Source organism: Halorubrum coriense DSM 10284, assembly GCF_000337035.1.
Lineage (GTDB): Archaea > Halobacteriota > Halobacteria > Halobacteriales > Haloferacaceae > Halorubrum > Halorubrum coriense.
The window spans coordinates 56,340-76,742 of record NZ_AOJL01000008.1; the positions used below are offsets into that span (position 1 = coordinate 56,340).

A 20,403-nucleotide genomic window follows, 5' to 3' on the forward strand; every position below is an offset into this window, starting at 1 on the left:
CGAGAACGGAGTTGATCTACGAGTGACAACAGACACCACGGATTCCGACGGTACCTCCGAATCGGGGGCGGTCGGCGTTGGCGACGGCGCTGACGTTCCGGATCGCATCGCCGAACAGTTCGAGAACATCAAGCGAACGCGGCGCCGTCGCGCCTTCGGATGGCTCGGGCTGGCCGCCTTCCTTGCGTTCGCGACGCTTCAGGCGTTCGCCGCGACAGAGCTGTTGAACCCGGACGCGCGTCTCGAAACGTTCGTTGAGTCGCTAACCGGATTCTTCCCGATCACCGACTACTTCGGGGTTATTCCGTTCCTCGACATCGGCCAGTATACCAGCTTCATAAGGCAAGAAAACCTACTGTACGACCCCGATATCGGCGGATTACTGTTCCAGTTTCCGCCGAACCCGACAGATATCTACGCGTTCTTCTTTCAAGAACTTGGCATCTTCCAGATCTTCGGCGAGGCCGGAATCACGCTCGCGATGGGATTCGTCGGCACGATCCTCGGCTTCCCGTTCGCACTCATCTTCGGGACGCTCGGGTCCGAGCGTGTCACTCCGTTCCCCTTCAATTTCCTTTTCCGCGGGACGATGTCCTTCATACGGGCGATTCCGGCGATCATCTGGACGCTAATCTTCATCCCTTTCCTCGGTCTCGGTCCCGCCTCGGCAGCGATCGCGATCGCGTTCGACACGATCGGCAATCTTGGCCGCCTGTTCGTCGACGAACTCGAAGAGATCGAAGACGGGCCGATCGAGGCGATGCGCACGACGGGTGCGAGCAAGCCACAGATCGTCTTTTTCGGCATGCTGAGTCAGGTCAGGACCGGTTTTATCGCGTGGACGCTGTACATCTTCGAGATCAACGTCCGCGCCGCCGTCACTGTCGGTGTCATCGGCGCCGGAGGGCTCGGGTACGTCCTCACCTCTCAGCAGAACCTGCTCCGGTTCACCGAGATGATGGCGACGCTGCTCGCCATCTTCCTGCTCATCATCTCCGTCGAACTGTTCAGCCAGCGGCTCCGGTCGCGGCTGCGCTCCGACGACGTGGAAATGAGTCTTTGGGAACTCATCACCGGCTTCCCGCGCCGGATGGTGAATTCGGCGATGAAGTAATCAACGGGACAATCGCCATGTCGCTCCGTCCGTCGCGCCTCCTTCGCGCGGCCCAAGTCTACCCCCGGCGACCGTCGCAAGGGAAACCGATTTTTCTGTCCCCCTCCGAGGGGATGTATGAGTACCTTCGAACCGCCTACGGAGACGCTGGCGGACATCGTCTTAGTCGACTACGGGCTCGGGAACCTCCGGTCCGCGACCCGCGGGTTGGAGCGCGCGGGTGCGTCCGTCGAGATCACCGACGATCCCGAGGCGTTCGCCGCCGCCGACGGCGTCGTCCTCCCGGGCGTCGGCGCGTTCCGCGAGGGGATGGAGAACGCCGGCCCGCTCCGCGAGGCGCTGACCGACCACGCCGCGGCCGGCCGCCCGCTCTTCGGCATCTGCCTCGGGATGCAGATGCTCCTCACGACGAGCGAGGAGGCGGACCACGAGGGCGAAGGCGAGGTGACGGGCCTCGACCTGGTCCCCGGCACCAACGTCCGCTTCGAGGTGGACCAGAAGGTGCCGCACATGGGGTGGAACGACCTCGACGTCGCGCGCGAGCACCCCATCGTCGATGGCGTCGACGGGGGGTACGCCTACTTCGTCCACTCGTACTACGCCGAGCCGGACGACTTGGACGCGGTCGTCGCCACCGCGGACTACGGCGTCGACTTCCCCGCGGTCGTCGCCAACGAGGCCGGCAACGTGTTCGGCACGCAGTTCCACCCCGAGAAGAGCGGCGAGACGGGGCTGAAGATCCTGCGGAACTTCGTCGAGTACTGCGCGGAGCGGTAGGCGGCGCGGTCCGTCCTACAGTTCGTCGTACGGCCCCGGCTTGGCCGCGGTCAGGCGGTCGACCTGCTCGTCCGACAGGTCGATCGTCGCGGCCGCGAGGTTCTCGCGCAGCTGGTCGACGGTCCGCGCGCCGACGATGGGCGCGGTGACGCCGTCGCGGTGCGCGAGCCACGCGAGCGCGGTCTGCGCGGGCGACGCGCCGACCTCGTCGGCGACCGCGTCGAGCTCGTCGTGGACGTCGAAGTTCTCCTCGGTGAGGTACGCCTCTTGGAAGCGGCTCGACTCGGCGGCCTTCGAGTCGTCGGGCAGGTCGGCGTCGCGGTCGTACTTCCCGGTCAGGAAGCCCTGACCGAGCGGGCTCCACGGGGAGACGGCGACGTTGCGCTGGCGCGCGAACTCGAGGTAGTCCCCCTCGACCTCGCGGTCGACGAGGTTGTACCGCGGCTGGAGCACGGTGAACGGTTCCCACCCCTCGCTGCGGGCGATCGCGTTCGCGCGCGCGACCTTCCAGGCGTTCGGGCGGAGCGTGGACGCGCCGAGGTAGTGGACCTTCCCGGACTCGACGAGCCCGTTGAGGGTCTTCATCAGCTCACGGGCCGGCGTCTCGTCGTCCCAGCGGTGGATGTAGAGGACGTCGATGTAATCGGTGTCGAGCCGGTCGAGGAGGGCGTCGACGCGGTGGCGGACGTTCTTGCGGTTCGTGCCGCGGCTGTTCGGATCGCCGTCGCGGATCTGCCAGTACACCTTCGAGGCGATCGTGTAGCGCTCCCGGTCGCGCTCGGCGAGCCAGTCGCCGATCCAGCGCTCGCAGTCGCCGCCGCCGTACACGTCGGCGGTGTCGATGTAGCGACCGCCGGCGGTCTCGTAGGCGTCGAGCAGTTCGCGGGCGCGCTCATCGTCGATCTCCATGTTCCCCTCCTCAGTCACGCGGCCGAACCGCCACGTGCCGAACTGGAGCTCGCTCGTCCGCAGGCCGGTTCGGCCGAGCGGCACGGTTCCCAGGTCGATCTCGTCGAGCTCGGGCGTCATCGTCGAACGGTTGTCGCGGTCCACGCAAAAAGCCATAGCAAGCGGACGCGATGTGTCAACGCGTGTCGACCGTCGCCGGGTCCGGGGTTGGTCGCGGGGGTCACTCGGGAGTCGCGGGGGTCACTCGGCGGCCGAGACGGTCACTCGCAGGTCACGGCGAAGTGTTCCTCGGCCGCGGCCGCGGTACACACCGGACAGCCGGCGTCGAGTATCGTCTCGCGCATCGCGTCGTTGACCTCGATGGTCTGCTCGCAGTCCGGACAGGTGAAGTGAACGGTCGTCAACGCTTTGCCTCTCGGTTCTCCGATGCGCGGGCCGTGATTATAAATGAACGGTTCCGAAACGCCGCGCCGACGGCGCCTCGTCGCCGCGCTCTCACTCCGTCCGCGGGACCGCGTACGCGCCGACCGCGAGGAAGCCGGCCGCGAGCGCGGTCAACACCAGCAGGTCGCCGGCCCACGCGCCGCCCTCGAAGGTGATCGCCCGGGTCCCCCGCGCGAAGTACGTCAGCGGCGAGGCCGCAACCGCGGGCAGGAACCACTCCGGCAGCAGCGACGGGGTGACGAACGTCTCGGAGAGGAAGAGGAGGGGGAGCGCGACCGTGTTGCTCGCGGCGATCACGCCGTCCTGCGAGTCGGCGAGCGCGCCGAGGACGGCCCCGAGCCCGCAGAACAGTGCCACGGCGACCGCGACGAACACCGGCAGGACGGCCAACGCGGGCGACAGGATGAGCGTCGCGTCGGTCACCCCCAGCACGAGCCCGAGGATGAGCAGGCTCGCCGCGCCGATGATCCCGACGTTGACGAGGGTGTGCGCGAGCAGCCACTCGGCGCGCGACAGGGGCGTCGTCGCCAGCTTCTCGAATCGCCCGCCGTCGCGGTGGCGCGCGATCTCGGAGCCGACCCGCGACAGCGGCGTGAACAGCACGACGACCGCGAGGTAGCCGGGGATGTAGTAGCCCGCCGGCTCGGCGAAGAGGCCGCCCCCGGTTGGTTGCGTCCGCACCAGCGCGCCGAAGATGACGACGAGGATGACGGGGAAGAAGAAGGTGAAGAACACCGCCGTCCGGCGGCGCGTGAACGAGCGCGCCGCCGCGAGCGCCTCCGTCCGAATCCGACCGAGGCGGGTCATCGGTCCCCCCCGTCGGCGACGGCCTCGACCGCCTCGCCGTCGCCTTCCCGCCGCGTGTACTCCTCGCCGGTGAGCCGCAGGTACACGTCCTCCAGCGACGGCTCGGACCAGGAGAGCGATTCGAACGCGACGCCGGCGGCGTCGAGCGCGTCGACCGCGTCCCCGATCGACTCCGGACGGACGCCCCGGACCCGGAGTCCGCCGTCGGTCGCCTCGACGGCCGGATCGGTCCCGAGGCGCTCGCGGACGCCGGCCGCGACGCGCTCGACGGTCTCCTCGCTCGTCGCCGCCGCGGTGTCGGCGTCGAGGCGGGGCGCACCGCCGTGTTCGGCGACGAGCCGGTCGGGAGCTCCGCTCGCGACGACCCGTCCGTCGCGGAGCAGCGCGACCCGGTCGGCGAGCCGCTCGACCTCGTCCATCGCGTGGCTCGTGAGGAAGACGGTCGTCCCGCCCGCCGCGAGCCGCTCGATGAGCCGGTGGATCGCCCGACGGCCGGCGGGGTCGATCCCCGTCGTCGGCTCGTCGAGGAAGAGGAGGTCGGGATCGTTGACGACGGCTGTCGCGACGCAGGTCCGACGCTTCTGCCCCCCGGAGAGCGTCTCGTACCAGGCGTCGGCGTCGTCCGCCATCCCCACGTCGTCGAGGACGGCCTCGGTGTCGCGCGCCTCGTCGTACAGCCCGCCGTAGTAGTCGACTAACTCTCGGGCCGTGAGCCGCGCGGGCGGGTCGAACGACTGCGGGAGCAGCCCGATCCGGGCCGGGTCGACGGTCGCCGGCGGCGCGCCGAAGACGCGCAGTTCGCCCGCCGCCTCGGTGGTCCCGGTGAGCGCGCGCACCAGCGTCGTCTTCCCAGCCCCGTTCGGACCGATGAGCCCGAACACCTCGCCGGCCGCGACGTCAAGGTCGACGCCGTCGAGCGCGACGACGTCGCCGTACTCCTTCCGGACCCCCTCCCCCGCGACCACGGGGTCGGCCGCGGACCCGGCGGCTGCCGTGCCCCCGGTCGCGGCGTCGGCGGTCGCTGTCTCGTCCATGCGGTCGACTGCGGTCGCCGCGCGCGTAAGGGTTATCTTTCGGTCGACGCCGGCGTCGCCGCGCCGGCGGGTGCGGCGACGCTCGCCGCGACCGCTCACCCGGTCCGGTCCGTTACGCCTAAGCGACGCGCCGCCGACTCACGGGACATGCACTACCACGAGGCGGCGGCGTTCCTCTTCGACCTCCGCCGCTTCTCGGTCAAGCCCGGCACGGAGCGGGTGGAGGCGCTGTTGGCGCACCTCGGCGACCCGCAGGAGGCGGTCCCGTTCGTCCAGATCGCCGGCTCGAACGGGAAGGGCAGCGCGGCGCGGATGACCGAGTCGGTCCTCCGGGAGGCGGGGCTGTCGGTGGGGTTGTACACCTCGCCGCACCTCTCCGCGCTCGCCGAGCGGGTTCGCGTCGACGGCCGGCAGATGACCGAGTCGGCGATCGCCGACTTCGTCGACGACGTCCGCCCGTGGCTGATCGACCGGGCCGCCGCCGGCGAGCCGCTCACCTTCTTCGAGGTCGTCACGGCGATGGCGGTCCGCGAGTTCGCGCGCCGCGACGTCGACGTGGCCGTCCTGGAGGTCGGCCTCGGCGGCGAGTACGACGCGACCAGCGCGGTCGACCCCGTCGCGACCGCCGTGACGAACGTCTCGCTCGAACACACCGCGGTCCTCGGCGACACGGTCGCCGAGATCGCCCGCACGAAGGCCCGGATCGCCCGCCCCGACGCGCCGCTCGTCACCGCCTGCGACGGCGAGGCGCTCGACGTGGTCCGCGAGGTCGCCGGCGAGGCGGGCGCGCCCGTGACGCGGGTGACCGGCGACGGCGGGGCGAACGACGGCGGAGCCGACGAGCGCGACGACGGGGGGAACGACGGCGACCGCGAGGACACCGACGAGCGCGACGCCGAGCCCGCCGACCCGCCGGCGTTCGCGGCGACCTACGAGGGGCGGGTCAGCGCCACCGACGCCGAGGTCGCGCTCGCCGGCGAGCGCGAGGGCACCTACCGGATCCCGCTCGTCGGCCGCCATCAGGCGACGAACGCGGCCGTCGCCGTCGGCGTCGCCGACCGGACCGCGGCCGCGCTGGGGACCGACCTACCCGACCGCGCCGTGCGCGACGGCCTCGCCAGGGCGACGTGGCCCGGCCGCTTCGAGGTGATCGACACCGCGCCGCTGACGGTGCTGGACGGCGCGCACAACCCCGCGGCCGCTCGCACGCTCGCGGCGACGCTCGCCGAGTACGAGTACGACGACCTCCACCTCGTGTACGCGGCGATGCACGACAAGGACCACGCCGAGACGGCGGCGGCGCTCCCGGACGCGTCAACGGCGGTCACCTGTCGCCCCGCCATCGACCGGGCCGAGGACCCCGCCGTCCTCGCGGCGGCGCTGCGCTCCGCGGGCGTCGAGGGCGTGACCGCCAGCGGCGACGTGGCGGACGCGCTCGCGACGGCGGTCGACCGCGCCGACGCGGACGACTGCGTGCTGCTCGTCGGCTCGCTGTTCGCGGTCGCGGAGGCCCGGGCGGCGCGGACGCGAACGGTCCGGGAGCGGACGGTGCGCGGACCCGACGACGCGGCCCACGCGCTCGACACGGCCGGCGTCCCACCGGACGGGATCGCGGCGCACAGGGACGGTGTCGACCACCGGGTGCTCACGCTCCGACTGCGCGGCGACCGGGCCGAGCGCGTCGCGGCCGCGGTTCGGTCCGTCGGCGGCGACGCCGCGCTCGGGGGGCTCGGCGCGGGCGAGGACCGCGGGGCCGGCGGCGAGCAGGTCCCGGTCACCGTCGCGGGGACGGTCGCCGAGCTCCACGCGCTCGTCGACCGACTCGCCGCGAGCGACGGCGGCGGGCTCGGCGGCGTGGCGACCGACCTCGCCGCGGCGGCCGGGATCGCGGGGCCCGAAGGCGGTCCGGCGTCCGCGGACGACGACTCCGCCCCCGAGTTCCCGTGGAGCGACCGGACTGCCGTGATGGGCGTGCTCAACGTCACGCCGGACTCCTTCCACGACGGCGGGCGGCACGCCGACCTCGACGACGCGGTCGCGGGCGTCGAGCGCATGGTCGACGCCGGAGTCGACATCGTCGACGTCGGCGGCGAGTCGACCCGGCCGGGCGCGGAGCCGGTCCCGGTCGAGGCGGAGATCGAGCGCGTCGTCCCGACGATCGAGGCGATCCAGTCCGTGCCCGCGGTCGGCTCCGGTGACGTGCTGGTCTCGGTTGACACGCGGAAGCCGGCGGTCGCGGCGGCGGCCCTCGACGCCGGCGCGGACATCATCAACGACGTGACGGGGCTGGAGGACCCCGAGATGCGGTCGATCGTCGCGGACGCCGACTGCCCGGTGATCGTGATGCACAGCCTCGACGCGCCGGTCGACCCGGACGCCGACCCCGAGTACGACGACGTGGTCGGCGAGGTCGTCGACGCGCTGCGCGAGCGCCTCGCGCTGGCCGACACCGCCGGGATCGACCGCGACCGCGTCATCGTCGACCCCGGGATCGGCTTCGGGAAGTCGCCGGTGGAGGACTTCGAACTGCTCGCGCGCTGCGACGAGTTCGCGGCGCTCGGCTGTCCGGTCCTCGTCGGTCACTCCCACAAGTCCCTCTACGGCGCGGTCGGGCGCGAGGCGGACGACCGCGAGCACGCGACGGTCGCGGGGTCCGCGCTCGCCGCCGACCGCGGCGCCGACATCGTCCGGGTCCACGACGTCGCCGAGAACCGCGCGGCGGTCGACGTCGCCGCCGCGGTCGACGGCGCGCTCCGCGACGGGGAGGGCGCGGAGTGACCCGGGATCGGTCCGCGGTCCGGACTCCGCGCCGCGCCGACGGCAGCGTTTTGCCTCGCGACCCCGTCGCGTCCGTATGACCCGACGCCTGCTGCTCGGCTGTAGCGCGGTCGGGAACGCGCTCGTCGAACACGCCCGCGACGAGCGCGGCGAGCGCGACGACCTGGTGGCGATCACCGACGACACCGGCTGGGTGTCGACGCTGCGCGACCGCAACGTCGCCACCGTCGAGGCCGATCCGAGCGACCCCGAGACCTACCCTGACAGCGCCGCTGTCGTGCTGATCGCGAGCGACGATCCAGAGCGCAACGTCGCCGCCGCGCGCGCCGCCCGGGCGGCGTACCCGGACGCGATGATCGTCGCGCACCTCGGGACGACGCCGACCGACGAGCAGCGGGCGGCGGTCGCGGCGGTCGCCGACCGTGTGGTCGACCCCGTCGAGGCGGTCGCCGACCGCGTCTTCGAGGCGGTCGGCCTCGACGGGGAGCGCGGCCCCGCCGGAGGGTCCGCGGCCGGCGCGGAGGCGTCCCTCACCGACGAGGGGGGCCGCGAGAAACCGGCCCGGCTGCTCGCGACGCTGCGGGGGCTCTCCGGGCCGCTGTTGATCGTCGCGCACGACAACCCCGACCCGGACGCTATCGCGAGCGCGCTCGGCCTAGCGCGGATCGCGGCGTCGATCGGCGTCGACGCCGACGCGTGTTACGGCGGCGAGATCGCCCACCAGGAGAACCGCGCGCTGGTGAACCTCCTCGACATCGGCCTCCGCCCGTTCGACGACATCGACCTCGACGAGTACGCGGGGATCGCCTTAGTCGACCACTCCCGGGCCGGGATCAACGACAGCCTCCCCGAGGACTACCCGGTGGACGTCGTCGTCGACCACCACCCGCCGCGGGGGCCGGTCGCGGGGTCGTTCGTCGACATCCGGCCCGCGGTCGGCGCGACGAGCACGCTGATCGCGGAGTACCTCTCGCGGTACGGGATCGCGCCGGACCGCGAGCTCGCGACGGCGCTCCTGTACGGGATCCGGATCGACACGAAGGACTTCACCCGCGCGACGGCAATCGACGACTTCGAGGCGGCGGCCGACCTGCTCGCGCACGCCGACGAGTCGACGCTCGAACGCGTCGAGAGCCCGAGCGTGAGCCCGGAGACGCTGCGCGTCCTCGCGGCCGCCATCGAGAACCGCGACGTGCGCGGGTCGGTCGCGGCCTCCTGCGTCGGCGAGATCACGGACCGCGACGCCCTCGCACAGGCGGCCGAGCGGCTCCTCGACTTGGACGGCGTGACGGTGACGTTCGTCTACGGGTACATCGACGACGTGATCTACGGCTCCGCCCGCGCCCGCGGTGCCGACCTCGACGCGGGCGAACTGCTGCGCGACGCGCTCGACCCCGTCGGGTCGGCCGGCGGCCACGCCGCGATGGCCGGCGCGCAGGTCCCCCTCGGGATCCTCTCGGAGGTCTCCAAGTCGGAGTCGCTGCCGGACGTCGTCGAGGCGTTCGTCGCCGGGCGGTTCTTCGAGGCGCTCGACGACGCTCCGGTCCAGCCCACCGGACTCCCGGCGGAGTTCTCGACCGACTGAGCGCGACAACGCGTCGCATTACGGGGCAAGAGACTCGTCGCTCGCGGCCGACGCGCCCACCGTGCCCGACGGACTCTACGACGAGCGGCCGCGGCTGTACGACGCGATCCAGTCCGACTGGGCGTACGACCGCGACGTCGACTTCGTCCGCGACGCGCTCGTCGACCGCGATGTCGACCCGGAGCGCCTGCTGGAGGTCGGCTGCGGCACCGGCGAGCACACGCGCCGGTTCGCGACCTGCGGGGTCGACGTGACCGCGATCGACGTCCACGAGGGGATGCTCGCGGTCGCGCGGGAGAAGTGCGACGCCGCGGCAGCGATCGACGGCCGCGGCGCGGTCGACTTCCACCGCACCGGCCTCCCGGATCCGGCCGTCGGCGACGCCGGCCCGTTCGACGTGGCGGTCGCGATCCGCGGCGTCGTGAACCACCTCGCGCCCGACGACCTTGACCCTGCGCTCGCCGCGCTTCGGGACCGCCTCCGACCCGGCGGCGTCCTCGTCTTCGACAACTCCCCGCTGCCCGTCGACGGGAACCGGCCCGGGCTCGACGTCGGCCGCGACGCGGACGGGGCGATCGAGTACGTCCGCGTCGCCCACCACGTCGCGACCGACGACGGCCGACTCGACTGGCGGGCGGTGACGTTCACCCCCGACGGCGACCCGTTCACCGACCGGCGTCGGATGACGCCCTTCTCGGACGACCGCATCGCCGACGCGCTCGCCGGGGCGGGGTTCGACGAGGTCGACGTCGTCGACGGTTACGGACCGGACGACGCGCGGAGCGTGTTCGTCGCGGTTCGGTGAGTCGAACTGCCCGCCGCGGTGCGGGCGATCGCGTCGCCGGTCGTGCGGGGATCGCGCAACGGTCGCAACGTACATAGGACGCGCCGGCCAACTGTGGGTCATGACCGACGACATCGTCGAACACCGCCGACTGGTTATCGCCGGCACCGGTATCTCGGGGCTCTCCGCGGCGATATACGCCGCGCGGTCGAACAACGACCCGCTGCTCATCGAGGGCGACGAGCCGGGCGGCCAGCTCACGCTGACGACCGACGTGGAGAACTACCCCGGCTTCCCCGAGGGGATCTCCGGGCCGAGCCTGATCAACGATATGAAAGAACAGGCGAAGAAGTTCGGCGCGGAGTCGCGCAACGGCGTCATCGAGGATGCCTCGAAGGAGCCCGCGGGCCACTTCCGCGTCGCGCTCTCCGACGGTGACGCCTACACCGCCGACGCCGTCATCGCCGCGTCGGGCGCGAGCGCCCGGACGCTCGGCGTCCCCGGCGAGGAGGAGCTGATGGGGTACGGCCTCTCGACGTGCGCGACCTGCGACGGCGCGTTCTTCCGCGACGAGGACATGCTCGTCGTCGGCGGCGGCGACGCCGCGATGGAGGAGGCGAACTTCCTGACCAAGTTCGCGGACACCGTGTACGTCGCGCACCGCCGCGAGGAGTTCCGCGCCGAGGACGTGTGGATCGAGCGGACGATGGACAAGGTCGACGACGGCGAGATCGAACTCCTCCTCAACACCGAGCTCACCGAGATCCACGGCACTCCCGAGGACGGCATCGACCGCGTGACGCTCGTCGAGCACCCGGAGGGCCACCCCAAGGAGAAGCTCGACGACCCCGCGACCGCCGACGCGGTCGACGAGTACGACTTCGACGTGGGGGCCGTCTTCTACGCCATCGGCCACACGCCGAACACGGACTTCCTCGAAGGGACCGGCATCGACACCGACGACGACGGCTACCTAATCACCGAGGGCGGCCGCGGCGGCGGGCAGACCCGCACCGGCGTCGAGGGGCTCTTCGGCGCGGGCGACGTGGTCGACTTCCACTACCAGCAGGCGGCCACCGCCAGCGGCATGGGCGTGAAGGCCGCGCTCGACGCCGACGAGTACCTCTCCGAGCGCGAGCGCGCCGGCGAGCTGTACGCGGGCGAGATCGACGCCGCGGCCGCGGACGACTAATCGATTTTCGAGGACTCGGTCGTTCTCTTTGCCAGATTCGGGTTATCAGCTCTGTGAACTGTCGTTACCACCCCACTGAACCGTTCTAACGCCCCAGCCGTGTGGCGCACGCTCGCTGCGCCCGCCACACGACTGCCCCTTCGAGTCTCACCCCGTACAGCACCTCACGCCTCCCCACCCTCGTCGCTCGCAGGCACGCGCCACCACGATTCCGATTATAAATACCTGCCGTCGCCGCCCGATTCAGGACAGGATCTCCACGTCGTACCCCTCCGCTTCGAGCGCGTCGACGATGTCGGCGGCGTGTTCGGCGTCGTCGGTCTCTAATTCGAGTTCGAGTTCGGCCGCGTTGACCGCTACGTCCCGCGAGGTGCGGTCGTGGTGGACCGCGTACACGTTCGCGCCGGTGCGCGCGACGATGCTGGAGACGCGCTCCAGCTCGCCGGGCCGGTCTTTTAAATCGATCGTGATCTTGAGGTACCGGCCCATCTGGACGAGGCCGCGCCGGACCACGGTGCCGAGGCGGTTGAGGTCGATGTTGCCGCCGCAGAGCGCGGCGACGACCGTCTCGCCGTCGTCGTACTCGAACGCCTCCGAGAGGACGGCGGCGAGCGCGACCGCGCCCGCGCCTTCGACGAGCGTCTTCGCGCGCTCCAAGAGCAGCGTGAGCGCTAAGGCGATCTCGCGGTCGTCGACGGTGACGACCTCGTCGACGTACTCTTCCATCACTTCGAGAGTCCGGTCGCCGATCGACCGCGTCGCGATCCCGTCGGCGATCGTGTCGACGCTGTCGATCTCCGTGACCTCGCCCGCCTCCAGCGACTTCGCGGCCGACGCCGCGCCCTCCGCTTGGACCCCGACGACGCGGGCGTCGGGCAGCTGTTCTTTGATCGCGACCGCGACGCCCGAGATCAGCCCGCCGCCGCCGATCGGGACGACCACGGTGTCTAACTCGGGGCAGTCGTCGACGATCTCGAGGCCGAGCGTCCCCTGCCCGGCCATCACGACCGGGTCGTCGAACGCGTGGACGTAGGTCCGGCCCTCCTCGCGCTCCAGCTGGTGTGCGTACGCCTGCGCCTCGTCGTAGTCGACGCCCTCCAAGCGGACGCTCGCGCCGTACCCGCGGGTGGCTTTCACCTTCGAGACGGGCGCGAACTTCGGCATCACGACGGTGGCGTCGACGCCCGCGCGGCTGGCCGCCAGCGCCACGCCCTGCGCGTGGTTGCCGGCGCTCGCGGTGACGACGCCGGCCTCGCGCTCCGCCTCGGAGAGCGTCTGGATCCGGTTCATCGCCCCGCGAATCTTGAACGCCCCGGTGCGCTGGAAGTTCTCCAGCTTGAGGTGGAGGTCCGCGCCGCTCATCTCGGAGAACGAGCGCGACCGCTCCAACGGCGTGTGCCGGGCGACGCCCGAGACCCGCTCGCGGGCCTCGCGGATGTCGGCAAGACTGAGCATGCCACTCCGTCGCCGCGCCGCCCGCTAATCGGTTCCGGTCGGTCGCGGCCGGTCGGGCTCGGCCGCTCGTGGAGCGGTGACGATCGCGGCCGCCACCGCGCCGACGCGGATCGACGAGCGACCGGCTCGGGGTTGATAAGGGGGGAATGCACGCGTGTGACGTGCGAGTGGAATGAGGCGACGGGAATACAAAAAGGTGCGGCTACCAGAGTGAAAGTGAAACCGCACGACTGCGTCGCCGTCATCGCTCCGTCAGACGGGATCTCGAGGGGACAGCCGGACCCGCACGTCGCGGTCGTCGAGGACCGCTCGGACTCGCTCGCCGAACGGTCCGGTCCCCGGCCACGTCGCGTCCGCGTCGAGGCGGTCGGGGTCGCCGACGTACACCACGGCGGCCTCCGGGTAGTCGGCCGGCGCGTCGAGCGGCACGGTCTCGCGGACGTACAGCCCCCCGTCGACGTCCTCGTATGTGTCGAGCGCGTCGACCGCCTCCGTCCGGAGGAGTCGCCCCGCGGTCTCGCCGCCCGGCGCGAGCGTCGGGTAGCGTCCCTCCACCAGCCGCAGACCGGTGAGCGTCGCGGGACCGACGAAGACGAACGAGTCCGCCACCTCGGCCACCCGCTCCGGCTCGGTCAGCGTGCCGTACACGAAGACATCCATGGGGTCCGTGGGTCGCTCGCGGCTTTCAACGTTCGGGCGCTCTCGCCCCCGTCAGGTCCCCGCGGCGTCGGGTCCCGGCGACGCCGACCGGCTCCGGTATATCAATACCCCGGGCGTCCGTCGGGGGCGACAGATGGACTTCCCGCGGCTGCGGCGCGTCTGGAAGCGCGTGTTCTCGCTCGCGTGGCCCGTGATGGCCGAGCAGACGTTCCGCACCGCGATGCGGACGACCGACATCCTCGTCACCGCGCTGTTCTCGCCGGCCGCGGTCGTCGCGATCGGGCTCGCGGATCTGTACGCCCGGTTCCCGCTGCGGATCGGGCTCGGCCTCGGCGGCGGCGCCATCGCGCTCTCCTCACAGGACACCGGCGCGGGCGCCGCGGAGAACCGCGACGAGGCGGTGACACAGGCGATCCTGCTCGGCGCGCTCGCCGGGATCCCGTTCGTCCTCTTCGGGTTCCTCTTCGGCGAGCTCGCGATCGACATCTTCGGCCGCCTCGTCGGCGAGCGCACCTCACCCGCGGTCGTCGACCTCGGCTCGACGTACCTCGCGATCGTCTTCGCGACCGCTCCGGCGCGGCACGTCGCCCTCGTCGGGGCCCGCGCGCTCCAGGGGACCGGCGACACCCGCACGCCGATGTACGTCAACATCGCCGCCAATTCCGTGAACATCGCCGGCTCTGTCGTCCTCGGCCTGGGGCTGTTCGGGCTCCCGTGGCTGGAGGTGCTCGGCGTCGGCCTCGCGACCGCGGGCGCAAACGTGCTCACGGCCGGGCTGCTCTGTTTTGCCATCTGGGGGTCGTGGACCGACGCGGACTTCGCGTGGCCGCGCGACCTCACCGTCGCGAAGCAGCTCCTCGTCGTGAGCGCCCCGCGCGTGTTAGAGGGATTCGGCTCCGAGATCGCCGAGTTCCCGTTCAACGCGCTCCTCCTCGGCTTCGGCGAGACGATCAACGCCGGCTTCCAGATCGGCCGCCGCGTCTACCAGCAGGTGACCGGGCCGCTCTCGCGCGGGTACAACGTCGCGGCGTCGGTACTCGTCGGGCAGGCGCTCGGGGAGGGCGACCCGGAAGCGGCGCGGTTCAACGGATGGGCCGTCGCCGGACTCGGCGTGCTCACGGTCGGGACGATCGGCGTCGGGCTCGTCGTCGCCGCGCCGCGGATCGTCCCGGTGTTCACCGACGACGCGGCGACGATCTCGTCCGCGGTCGACTTCGCGCGGGTGTACGGGGTCGCCGGTGCCGCCCTCGCCTGCTTCTCCGCGCTCTCCGGGTCGCTCCAGGGCGCGAGCGAGACGCGGATCCCCCTCGTCGCGCGCCTCTCGGCGATGTTCGGCCTCTTCTTGGGGCTCTCGTGGCTGCTCGGGCGCACGGTCGGACTCGGGCCGACGGGCGCGTACGTCGGCGTGTCCGCGGCCTACGCGTGGATGGCGCTCGTCGTCGCCGTCGGGTTCCGCTACTCGGGCTGGGCGACCCGCGCCGCGGACATGATGGACGCGCGCGGGTCCGGGCCGGACGCCGACGCCGCGTCCGGCGAGGAGCCGCGCGCGGACGACTCGCCGTGAGCCGAGACGGCGGAGACGCGGGGCGGCCGAGAACAGCGGCCGTCGCGCCGTGTCGGGGGAACAGTGATAGGGGCGGCGTCCGTGCCCGACGTATGTCGAACGAGACGCTGTACGAACGCCTCGGCGGCGAACCGGCCATCGGCGCGGTCGTCGAGGAGTTCTACGACCGGGTGCTCGCCGACGAGCGAGTGAACCACCACTTCGAGGACGTGGACATGGCCGAACAGCGCTCGCACCAGACCAAGTTCTTGAGCGCGGTCACCGGCGGGCCGCTCCGCTACGAGGGCGAGGAGATGGCGACCGCTCACGAGGAACTGGCGATCTCGCCCGCGGAGTTCGACGCGGTCGCGACCCACCTCGACGAGGCGCTGCGCGTCTTCGACGTCGACGACGCCGACCGCGAGGCGGTGATGGAGGCGGTCGCCGGATTCGAACGCGACGTGGTCGAGGGGCCGTCCGCGGGCGGGTAGCCGTCGTTGGGCGTCACCGCTCGTCCGGGTTCGTCTTCGTCCGGAGCCCGCCGCCGGTCAGCGCCCGTCACCGCTCAGGGCTCGCCGCCGAGCGACTCCTGTTCCGACCCCGTGTCGCCCCTGAGCCGGCGACGGCGCTTGTCGTAGGCGGCCTCCAACTTCGCGTTCGTCGCCCGCGAGACGAGGTAGCAGTCCGCGTCGCCGTCGTCGCGGGGGTGCGCGCTCGCCACCCAGACGTGGCCGTCGCCGGCCGACAGGTCGTCGGCCCACCGCTCGGCGGCCGCACGGCTCTCGAAGGCGTGACGGGGGCCGTCCTCGAAGACGAGCCGTCCCACCTTCGCGTTCCGCTTGCGGGCCGAGGGTTTGATCGCGACGACGACGCTCACACCCGTGGATCGAGCGCCCTCGAATAAAAACCTCGTCAGACGCCGGCGCGCTCAGTCGTCGGCGACGGCGCTCGGGTCGGCGTCCGCCGCGTCCGCCTCGGCGGCCAGCAGGCGGTCGAGCCCGTCGACCATCCCGACGACGCTCGCGCGGGTGATGTCCGCGTCCGACGCCGAGACGCTCACGGAGCGGTCGCCCCGGCAGAGGTCGACCTCGACGGTGACGACCGCGTCGGTGCCGCCCGTGATCGCGTCGACGTGGTAGGAGTCGAGGTCGAAGGCGACGCCCTCGCCGCGATCGCCGTCGTCGTCGCCCGCGAGCGCCGTCCGGACCGCCTCCAGCCCGGCGTCGACCGGACCGGAACCCGTGCCCGAGGCGACCCGCTCGTCGTCGCCGACGCGGAGCCGCACGGAGGCGGTCGGGAGGTTCCCTCCGGAGGTCGCCGAGAGGTCGACGAGCGCCACGTGTCGCTCGCGCTCGCGCCCGCGGACGTCGTCCGCGACGGCCAGCAGGTCGGCGTCGGTGACCCGCTTCCCGCGCTCGCCGAGCTCTTTCACGCGGGCGACGACCTCGCGCAGCTCGTCGTCGGCGACCGCCACGTCGTGCTCCGCGAGCGCGGCCTTCACCCCGGCGCGCCCGGCGTGCTTCCCGAGGACGAGCCGGCGCTCCCGCCCGACCGTCTCCGGCGGGTACGGCTCGTACATCGTCCCGTCCTTCAGCGTCCCGTCTGTGTGGATCCCGGACTCGTGGGCGAAGGCGTTGGCCCCGCAGACGGCCTTGTTCGGCGGGAGCGCGACCCCGGTGGCCTCCGAGACGGTTCGGCAGAGCCGGTAGAGCCGCGAGAGCTCGACGGTGTCGACGTCGTACGACCGCCCGAGCGCAATGGCGACCTCTTCGAGCGCGACGTTGCCCGCGCGCTCGCCGACGCCGAGGACGGTCCCGTGGACGGTGTCGGCTCCCGCCTTCAGGCCAGCGTGGACGTTCGTCAGCCCGAACCCGAGGTCGTCGTGGGTGTGGAGGCTCGTCGGGCCGAGGTCGGCCAGCCGCGAGACGACCGCGGCGGTGCGCTCGGGGTCGGCCGCGCCGACCGTGTCGCAGTAGCAGATCCGGTCCGCGCCGGCGTCGAGCCCGGCACCGAGCAGGCGTTCGAGGTAGTCGACGTCGGCCCGCGAGCCGTCCTCGCCGAGCACCTCGACCCACAGGCCGTGGTCTTTCGCGTACTCGACGAGCTCGACGGTCGTCTCGACGACCTCGTCGCGGGTCGACCCCACCTTCGTCTCGACGTGCTTGTCGGAGGCGGGGACGACGAGGTTCACCCCGTCGACGCCGCAGTCGAGCGCGTGGTCCACGTCGGCTCGCACCCCGCGGGCGAAGCTCGTCACCGTCGCGTCGAGCCCCTCGTCGGCGACGCGCCGGATCGCCTCGCGCTCGCCGTCCGAGGTACACGCCGAGCCGGCCTCGATCAGGTGGACGCCGGCGGCGTCGAGCTCGCGGGCGACATCGACCTTCTCGCCGGGAGTCATGGAGACGCCCGGCATCTGTTCGCCGTCGCGCAGGGTGGTGTCGAGTAGCTGTGCCTCGTCGAGGTCGGTGAGTGGTGTTCGGGTCAAAAGGTAGTCCGTCGGCTCTGCGGTGGTCTCGGGGTCGGTGCCGCCGCGGGGCGGTCGTGCCCCGGAGTCGTTATCGTCGGAGAATTTCGCGGCCAGCCGCCGCGAGGCGACTTCCTCTATCCTCCGAACGATCGCGAGCGTCTCGCGTCATTCGTATCCGTGCGAACGACGCACACACACATAAACTGCCGGGTCGCGTCAGGTATGGCCGAGCGATCGTCGGCGCGGCACGGGAGATCGCCGACGATCTCTCGGCCGGGGTCCGGCTCGGCCGGTCGCGTCACCCCAGAAGCGACCGGATCGACCGCCGCCGCGTGCCGCACTCCCCGCGGTAGTCGCAGGGCGCACACCGGTCGTCGTCCACGCGCGGCGGCAGGCCGTCGATCGACCGCGCCGCGCGGAGCGCCCGGCGGTACGCGGCCTTCTTCTGGGTCGTCAGCCGGACCTCGCGGACGACGCCGACCGCGGGGTACTCGATGAGGGCGCGCTTGACCGCCCGCTTGTGCTCCCAAGCCAGCGCTTCGCGATCCCGACCGCGCGGACCGCCTGTGGCTCACACACGCCGCTCTTCGGCGGCTCGCCCGACGAGACGAGCGTCGGGACCGGCGGTAGCCCGTGCTCCGGACCGTCGGCGTCGCCGCACGCGCTCCCGCCCGCTCCTCCCGGTTCCAGCACCTTGTGGACGGTTCCGTGGTAGTCCTTCCCCGAGAGGAACCCCCGCTCAGCCGCGGAGTTGAGGAGGCGCTCGTACGGGTCGCGTTCACGCAGGCGATCCATGTAACGGTAGGCGGCCGGCGGCCGGTGAAGGGGAAGCCGCTGGAGCGTCCGATCGGGCGCGTCGACCAGCTCGTCGTTCCGGAACGCGAGGTTGATCCGCTCGCGCGCCGCTGGCGGGACGTTTCGCTCGTCGTCGCGTCAGACGTAGTAGAGCTGTCGGGGGCAGTACGCCGCGCGGGCCAAGTCGTTGAACGGAACAAGCGTCACACGAGGGGTGGCCGCGGCTTCGGGTATAAAACGGCGTCCGCGGTCGATCTGCGAACTTCCTTACAGCGACACGTCCGTCTCGATGTCCTCGGTCGCCTCGCGGAGGCCGTCCTCGCGCGCGTCGCTCGCGAGCGACCCCTCGATGTCGGCGTCGGTAAGGAGGTCGCGGAACGCGTCGCGGAAGCGGTCGTTCGCCCGTGTGGAGGCGACGTCGGTGCGCGCGACGGCGGCGTACCGGGCGACCGCGTCCGGCGCGGTGTCCAGCGCCTCGGCGCACTCGACGATCGAGTTGCCCGCGGCGGTGAGTCGCTTCAGGTCGGCGTACGCGAACGGCGACTCGCCGCCGTCGTCGCCGCCGACCTCGTCCGCGTCGACCTCGCGGTCCGACTCGCGGACGAGGTGGAGGTCGAGGCGTGCCTTCCGGACCGTCTCGGCGTCGATATCGGCGGGATCGATTTCGTCGCTTTGCGCGTCCGCACTCTCCTCAAGCGCGTCTCGGATCGCGGCCGAGATTGTCGCGTCGTCCGCGCCGTCGAACCGGCCGCGGGCGACCAGCGCGTAGACGGCGTCGTCGAGCGGCGTCGAGAAGCCGTACCGGTCGCGCATCGCGGTGACGAGGTCACGAACCGCGTCGTCGACCGCCTCGTCGTCGCGGTCGACAAGGGTCCCGCGGTCCGCGTCCTGCCGCTCGGTGACCGTCTCCGATCCGGTGGCGTCGACGAACAGATCGCGGAGTTCGGCGGTTTTTCGATCCATGTAGACATATTGGGTGGGCGCGGTAGAAAAGCCTCCTGTCGCCGGGGTGCTTGCTTCGCCGTTGGCGGGCCCCACACCAGCCCGCCAACGGTGAAAACCACGTAACAGCACGCTACGAGCGCACCCGAGTGAAGCAGCGTAGCATAGCGTCTGCGAGCAGCGGTACTAGTAGATCACTTGGACAGTAATATGATTGTCTGCGTGACGGCATACAACTGGCTTGACCTCCTCCCCCGCGTGAACGCGGAGGAATCTGCCTGCTAGCCCTGTTAGCACGTCTGTGATGACCGCTATCTCTGTGAGCTGCTCGGTGTTGTCCACCTACGTCTTCATGTTCGCGACGACGCCAGCGACGAACTGTCTGAGTCCATCACGGTGATGCCCGGCTACATCGACAAGCGCAGCATGCGCTGCTCAATCTATAACCATCTGATATTGAAATGGGAATTTGAATTCAGTGTTGAAATCACTACCATCATCTCTGTGTATCTGTCCAATTCACTGGCGCTGGACAGTCTCATTTAAACGTTCTATGTTGAGGCAAGCGTCAGCGTTGGGGTCTGAAGCATCTCTAAAGCAACCGAAGTCGAGCTCGCTGAATCGGTTACATGCTCTTGTTAATATTGATTATAATTAACCGAGATTATCTTGTGTGAAAACGAATTTATACCGCTCCCCGTAACTCGCGTTCCACGCCTCAATGAGTAGTTCACTGTCGAGCGGTGTGCAGCGTACATTCCTTCGATATCAGCACGTCGTCGTGTTCCTCGCACCGCTGTTGTTCGTCGCCGGAGTCTACGCCTTCGCGCCGACGCCGGCCGACGCCGGCGTCGATTACTGGACCGAGTACTGGTGGCTGTTCCTCGTGTTCGTCACCGGTGCGACGATCGTCAACACCGTGGGGATCAGTGGGTCGGCGCTGTTCGTCCCGTTCCTCATCTTCCTCTTCCCGCTCGTCGCGTACCCGCTGGAGCCGACGACGCTGGTGAAGATCGGTCTCATCAGCGAGTCGTTCGGCCTATCGAGTTCGTCGCTCGCGTTCATCCAGTACGGGCTCGTCGACCGACGCCTCTCGCTGTCGCTCGTGTTGGGCGGC

17 protein-coding genes and 2 pseudogenes are annotated in these 20,403 nt (G+C 71.1%); 9 read left to right on the plus strand and 10 right to left on the minus strand.

Going from position 1 to position 20,403, the window contains the following annotated elements; translation table 11 throughout:
- Nucleotides 1-22 precede the first annotated feature (22 nt).
- Nucleotides 23-1,114, plus strand: coding sequence for a phosphonate ABC transporter, permease protein PhnE (gene phnE, locus C464_RS01250; RefSeq protein ID WP_006111662.1), 1,092 nt, complete (start codon nt 23-25; stop codon nt 1,112-1,114).
- Between the two features lie 117 nt (nt 1,115-1,231).
- The gene (hisH, locus tag C464_RS01255) at nt 1,232-1,891 is read left to right on the plus strand and encodes an imidazole glycerol phosphate synthase subunit HisH (RefSeq protein WP_006111663.1); all 660 of its coding nucleotides are present in this window, start codon (nt 1,232-1,234) and stop codon (nt 1,889-1,891) included.
- A gap of 15 nt (nt 1,892-1,906) precedes the next feature.
- On the opposite strand, the gene C464_RS01260 is transcribed toward hisH, so the two are convergent.
- The 4 genes from C464_RS01260 to C464_RS01270 form a co-directional block, all read right to left on the minus strand.
- Complete coding sequence (locus tag C464_RS01260; RefSeq protein WP_049910750.1) at nt 1,907-2,920, minus strand: aldo/keto reductase; 1,014 nt, start codon at nt 2,918-2,920, stop codon at nt 1,907-1,909.
- Nucleotides 2,921-3,060: 140 nt separating this feature from the next.
- Nucleotides 3,061-3,204 (minus strand): DUF7560 family zinc ribbon protein, encoded by a 144-nt coding sequence (locus tag C464_RS18255; RefSeq protein ID WP_006111665.1) that lies wholly within the window; start codon nt 3,202-3,204, stop codon nt 3,061-3,063.
- 91 nt (nt 3,205-3,295) lie between these two features.
- Nucleotides 3,296-4,051 carry an ABC transporter permease gene (locus tag C464_RS01265; RefSeq protein ID WP_006111666.1) on the minus strand — a complete coding sequence of 252 codons (756 nt, stop codon included), beginning with the start codon at nt 4,049-4,051 and terminating at the stop codon, nt 3,296-3,298.
- On the minus strand, nt 4,048-5,085 hold the full coding sequence (locus C464_RS01270) for an ABC transporter ATP-binding protein (protein ID WP_049910746.1): 1,038 nt from the start codon (nt 5,083-5,085) through the stop codon (nt 4,048-4,050). Before C464_RS01270 ends, C464_RS01265 begins: the two co-directional genes overlap by 4 nt.
- A 147-nt stretch (nt 5,086-5,232) precedes the next feature.
- On the opposite strand from C464_RS01270, the gene folP reads away from it, so the two are divergent.
- The 4 genes from folP (at nt 5,233) to C464_RS01290 (ending at nt 11,424) form a co-directional block, all read left to right on the plus strand.
- Nucleotides 5,233-7,863 carry a dihydropteroate synthase gene (folP, locus tag C464_RS01275; protein WP_006111668.1) on the plus strand — a complete coding sequence of 877 codons (2,631 nt, stop codon included), beginning with the start codon at nt 5,233-5,235 and terminating at the stop codon, nt 7,861-7,863.
- 76 nt (nt 7,864-7,939) lie between these two features.
- Nucleotides 7,940-9,448, plus strand: a complete 1,509-nt coding sequence (locus C464_RS01280; RefSeq protein ID WP_006111669.1) for a DHH family phosphoesterase — start codon at nt 7,940-7,942, stop codon at nt 9,446-9,448.
- A gap of 61 nt (nt 9,449-9,509) precedes the next feature.
- Nucleotides 9,510-10,253, plus strand: a complete 744-nt coding sequence (locus tag C464_RS01285) for a class I SAM-dependent methyltransferase (protein WP_006111670.1) — start codon at nt 9,510-9,512, stop codon at nt 10,251-10,253.
- 100 nt (nt 10,254-10,353) lie between these two features.
- Nucleotides 10,354-11,424 (plus strand): NAD(P)/FAD-dependent oxidoreductase, encoded by a 1,071-nt coding sequence (locus C464_RS01290; protein ID WP_006111671.1) that lies wholly within the window; start codon nt 10,354-10,356, stop codon nt 11,422-11,424.
- Between the two features lie 243 nt (nt 11,425-11,667).
- Here the strand turns inward: C464_RS01290 and ilvA are convergent, their stop codons facing one another.
- Nucleotides 11,668-12,879 carry a threonine ammonia-lyase gene (gene ilvA, locus C464_RS01295; protein WP_006111672.1) on the minus strand — a complete coding sequence of 404 codons (1,212 nt, stop codon included), beginning with the start codon at nt 12,877-12,879 and terminating at the stop codon, nt 11,668-11,670.
- Nucleotides 12,880-13,131: 252 nt separating this feature from the next.
- The gene (locus C464_RS01300) at nt 13,132-13,539 is read right to left on the minus strand and encodes a gamma-glutamylcyclotransferase family protein (RefSeq protein WP_006111673.1); all 408 of its coding nucleotides are present in this window, start codon (nt 13,537-13,539) and stop codon (nt 13,132-13,134) included.
- Between the two features lie 133 nt (nt 13,540-13,672).
- Here C464_RS01300 and C464_RS01305 point away from each other — a divergent pair, with 133 nt between their 5' ends.
- Together C464_RS01305 and C464_RS01310 are read left to right on the plus strand one after the other, a co-directional pair.
- Nucleotides 13,673-15,103, plus strand: a complete 1,431-nt coding sequence (locus tag C464_RS01305) for an MATE family efflux transporter (RefSeq protein WP_006111674.1) — start codon at nt 13,673-13,675, stop codon at nt 15,101-15,103.
- A 92-nt stretch (nt 15,104-15,195) separates the two neighbouring features.
- A complete protein-coding gene (locus tag C464_RS01310; RefSeq protein ID WP_006111675.1) occupies nt 15,196-15,573 on the plus strand; it encodes a group I truncated hemoglobin in 378 nt (125 codons plus the stop codon).
- Nucleotides 15,574-15,647: 74 nt separating this feature from the next.
- On the opposite strand, the gene C464_RS01315 is transcribed toward C464_RS01310, so the two are convergent.
- The 4 genes and pseudogenes from C464_RS01315 to C464_RS01330 form a co-directional block, all read right to left on the minus strand.
- Nucleotides 15,648-15,959, minus strand: coding sequence for a hypothetical protein (locus C464_RS01315; RefSeq protein WP_006111676.1), 312 nt, complete (start codon nt 15,957-15,959; stop codon nt 15,648-15,650).
- Nucleotides 15,960-16,010: 51 nt separating this feature from the next.
- Complete coding sequence (locus C464_RS01320) at nt 16,011-17,567, minus strand: alpha-isopropylmalate synthase regulatory domain-containing protein (RefSeq protein ID WP_006111677.1); 1,557 nt, start codon at nt 17,565-17,567, stop codon at nt 16,011-16,013.
- A gap of 280 nt (nt 17,568-17,847) precedes the next feature.
- Nucleotides 17,848-18,551: pseudogene (locus C464_RS01325) on the minus strand (hypothetical protein).
- Between the two features lie 60 nt (nt 18,552-18,611).
- Nucleotides 18,612-19,307 carry a hypothetical protein gene (locus C464_RS01330; protein ID WP_006111679.1) on the minus strand — a complete coding sequence of 232 codons (696 nt, stop codon included), beginning with the start codon at nt 19,305-19,307 and terminating at the stop codon, nt 18,612-18,614.
- Between the two features lie 700 nt (nt 19,308-20,007).
- Here C464_RS01330 and C464_RS01335 point away from each other — a divergent pair.
- Nucleotides 20,008-20,403, plus strand: a pseudogene (locus C464_RS01335) (sulfite exporter TauE/SafE family protein); the annotation flags it as partial.

Excerpts from the sequence above, each read along its gene's own strand:
- ilvA (WP_006111672.1), bottom strand. The coding sequence starts at position 12,879 with ATGCTCAGTCTTGCCGACATCCGCGAGGCCCGCGAGCGGGTCTCGGGC.
- C464_RS01290 (WP_006111671.1), top strand. The coding sequence starts at position 10,354 with ATGACCGACGACATCGTCGAACACCGCCGACTGGTTATCGCCGGCACC.
- C464_RS01305 (WP_006111674.1), top strand. The coding sequence starts at position 13,673 with ATGGACTTCCCGCGGCTGCGGCGCGTCTGGAAGCGCGTGTTCTCGCTC.
- C464_RS01280 (WP_006111669.1), top strand. The coding sequence starts at position 7,940 with ATGACCCGACGCCTGCTGCTCGGCTGTAGCGCGGTCGGGAACGCGCTC.
- C464_RS01310 (WP_006111675.1), top strand. The coding sequence starts at position 15,196 with ATGTCGAACGAGACGCTGTACGAACGCCTCGGCGGCGAACCGGCCATC.
- folP (WP_006111668.1), top strand. The coding sequence starts at position 5,233 with ATGCACTACCACGAGGCGGCGGCGTTCCTCTTCGACCTCCGCCGCTTC.
- hisH (WP_006111663.1), top strand. The coding sequence starts at position 1,232 with ATGAGTACCTTCGAACCGCCTACGGAGACGCTGGCGGACATCGTCTTA.
- C464_RS01300 (WP_006111673.1), bottom strand. The coding sequence starts at position 13,539 with ATGGATGTCTTCGTGTACGGCACGCTGACCGAGCCGGAGCGGGTGGCC.
- C464_RS01330 (WP_006111679.1), bottom strand. The coding sequence starts at position 19,307 with ATGGATCGAAAAACCGCCGAACTCCGCGATCTGTTCGTCGACGCCACC.
- C464_RS01270 (WP_049910746.1), bottom strand. The coding sequence starts at position 5,085 with ATGGACGAGACAGCGACCGCCGACGCCGCGACCGGGGGCACGGCAGCC.
- C464_RS01265 (WP_006111666.1), bottom strand. The coding sequence starts at position 4,051 with ATGACCCGCCTCGGTCGGATTCGGACGGAGGCGCTCGCGGCGGCGCGC.
- C464_RS01260 (WP_049910750.1), bottom strand. The coding sequence starts at position 2,920 with ATGACGCCCGAGCTCGACGAGATCGACCTGGGAACCGTGCCGCTCGGC.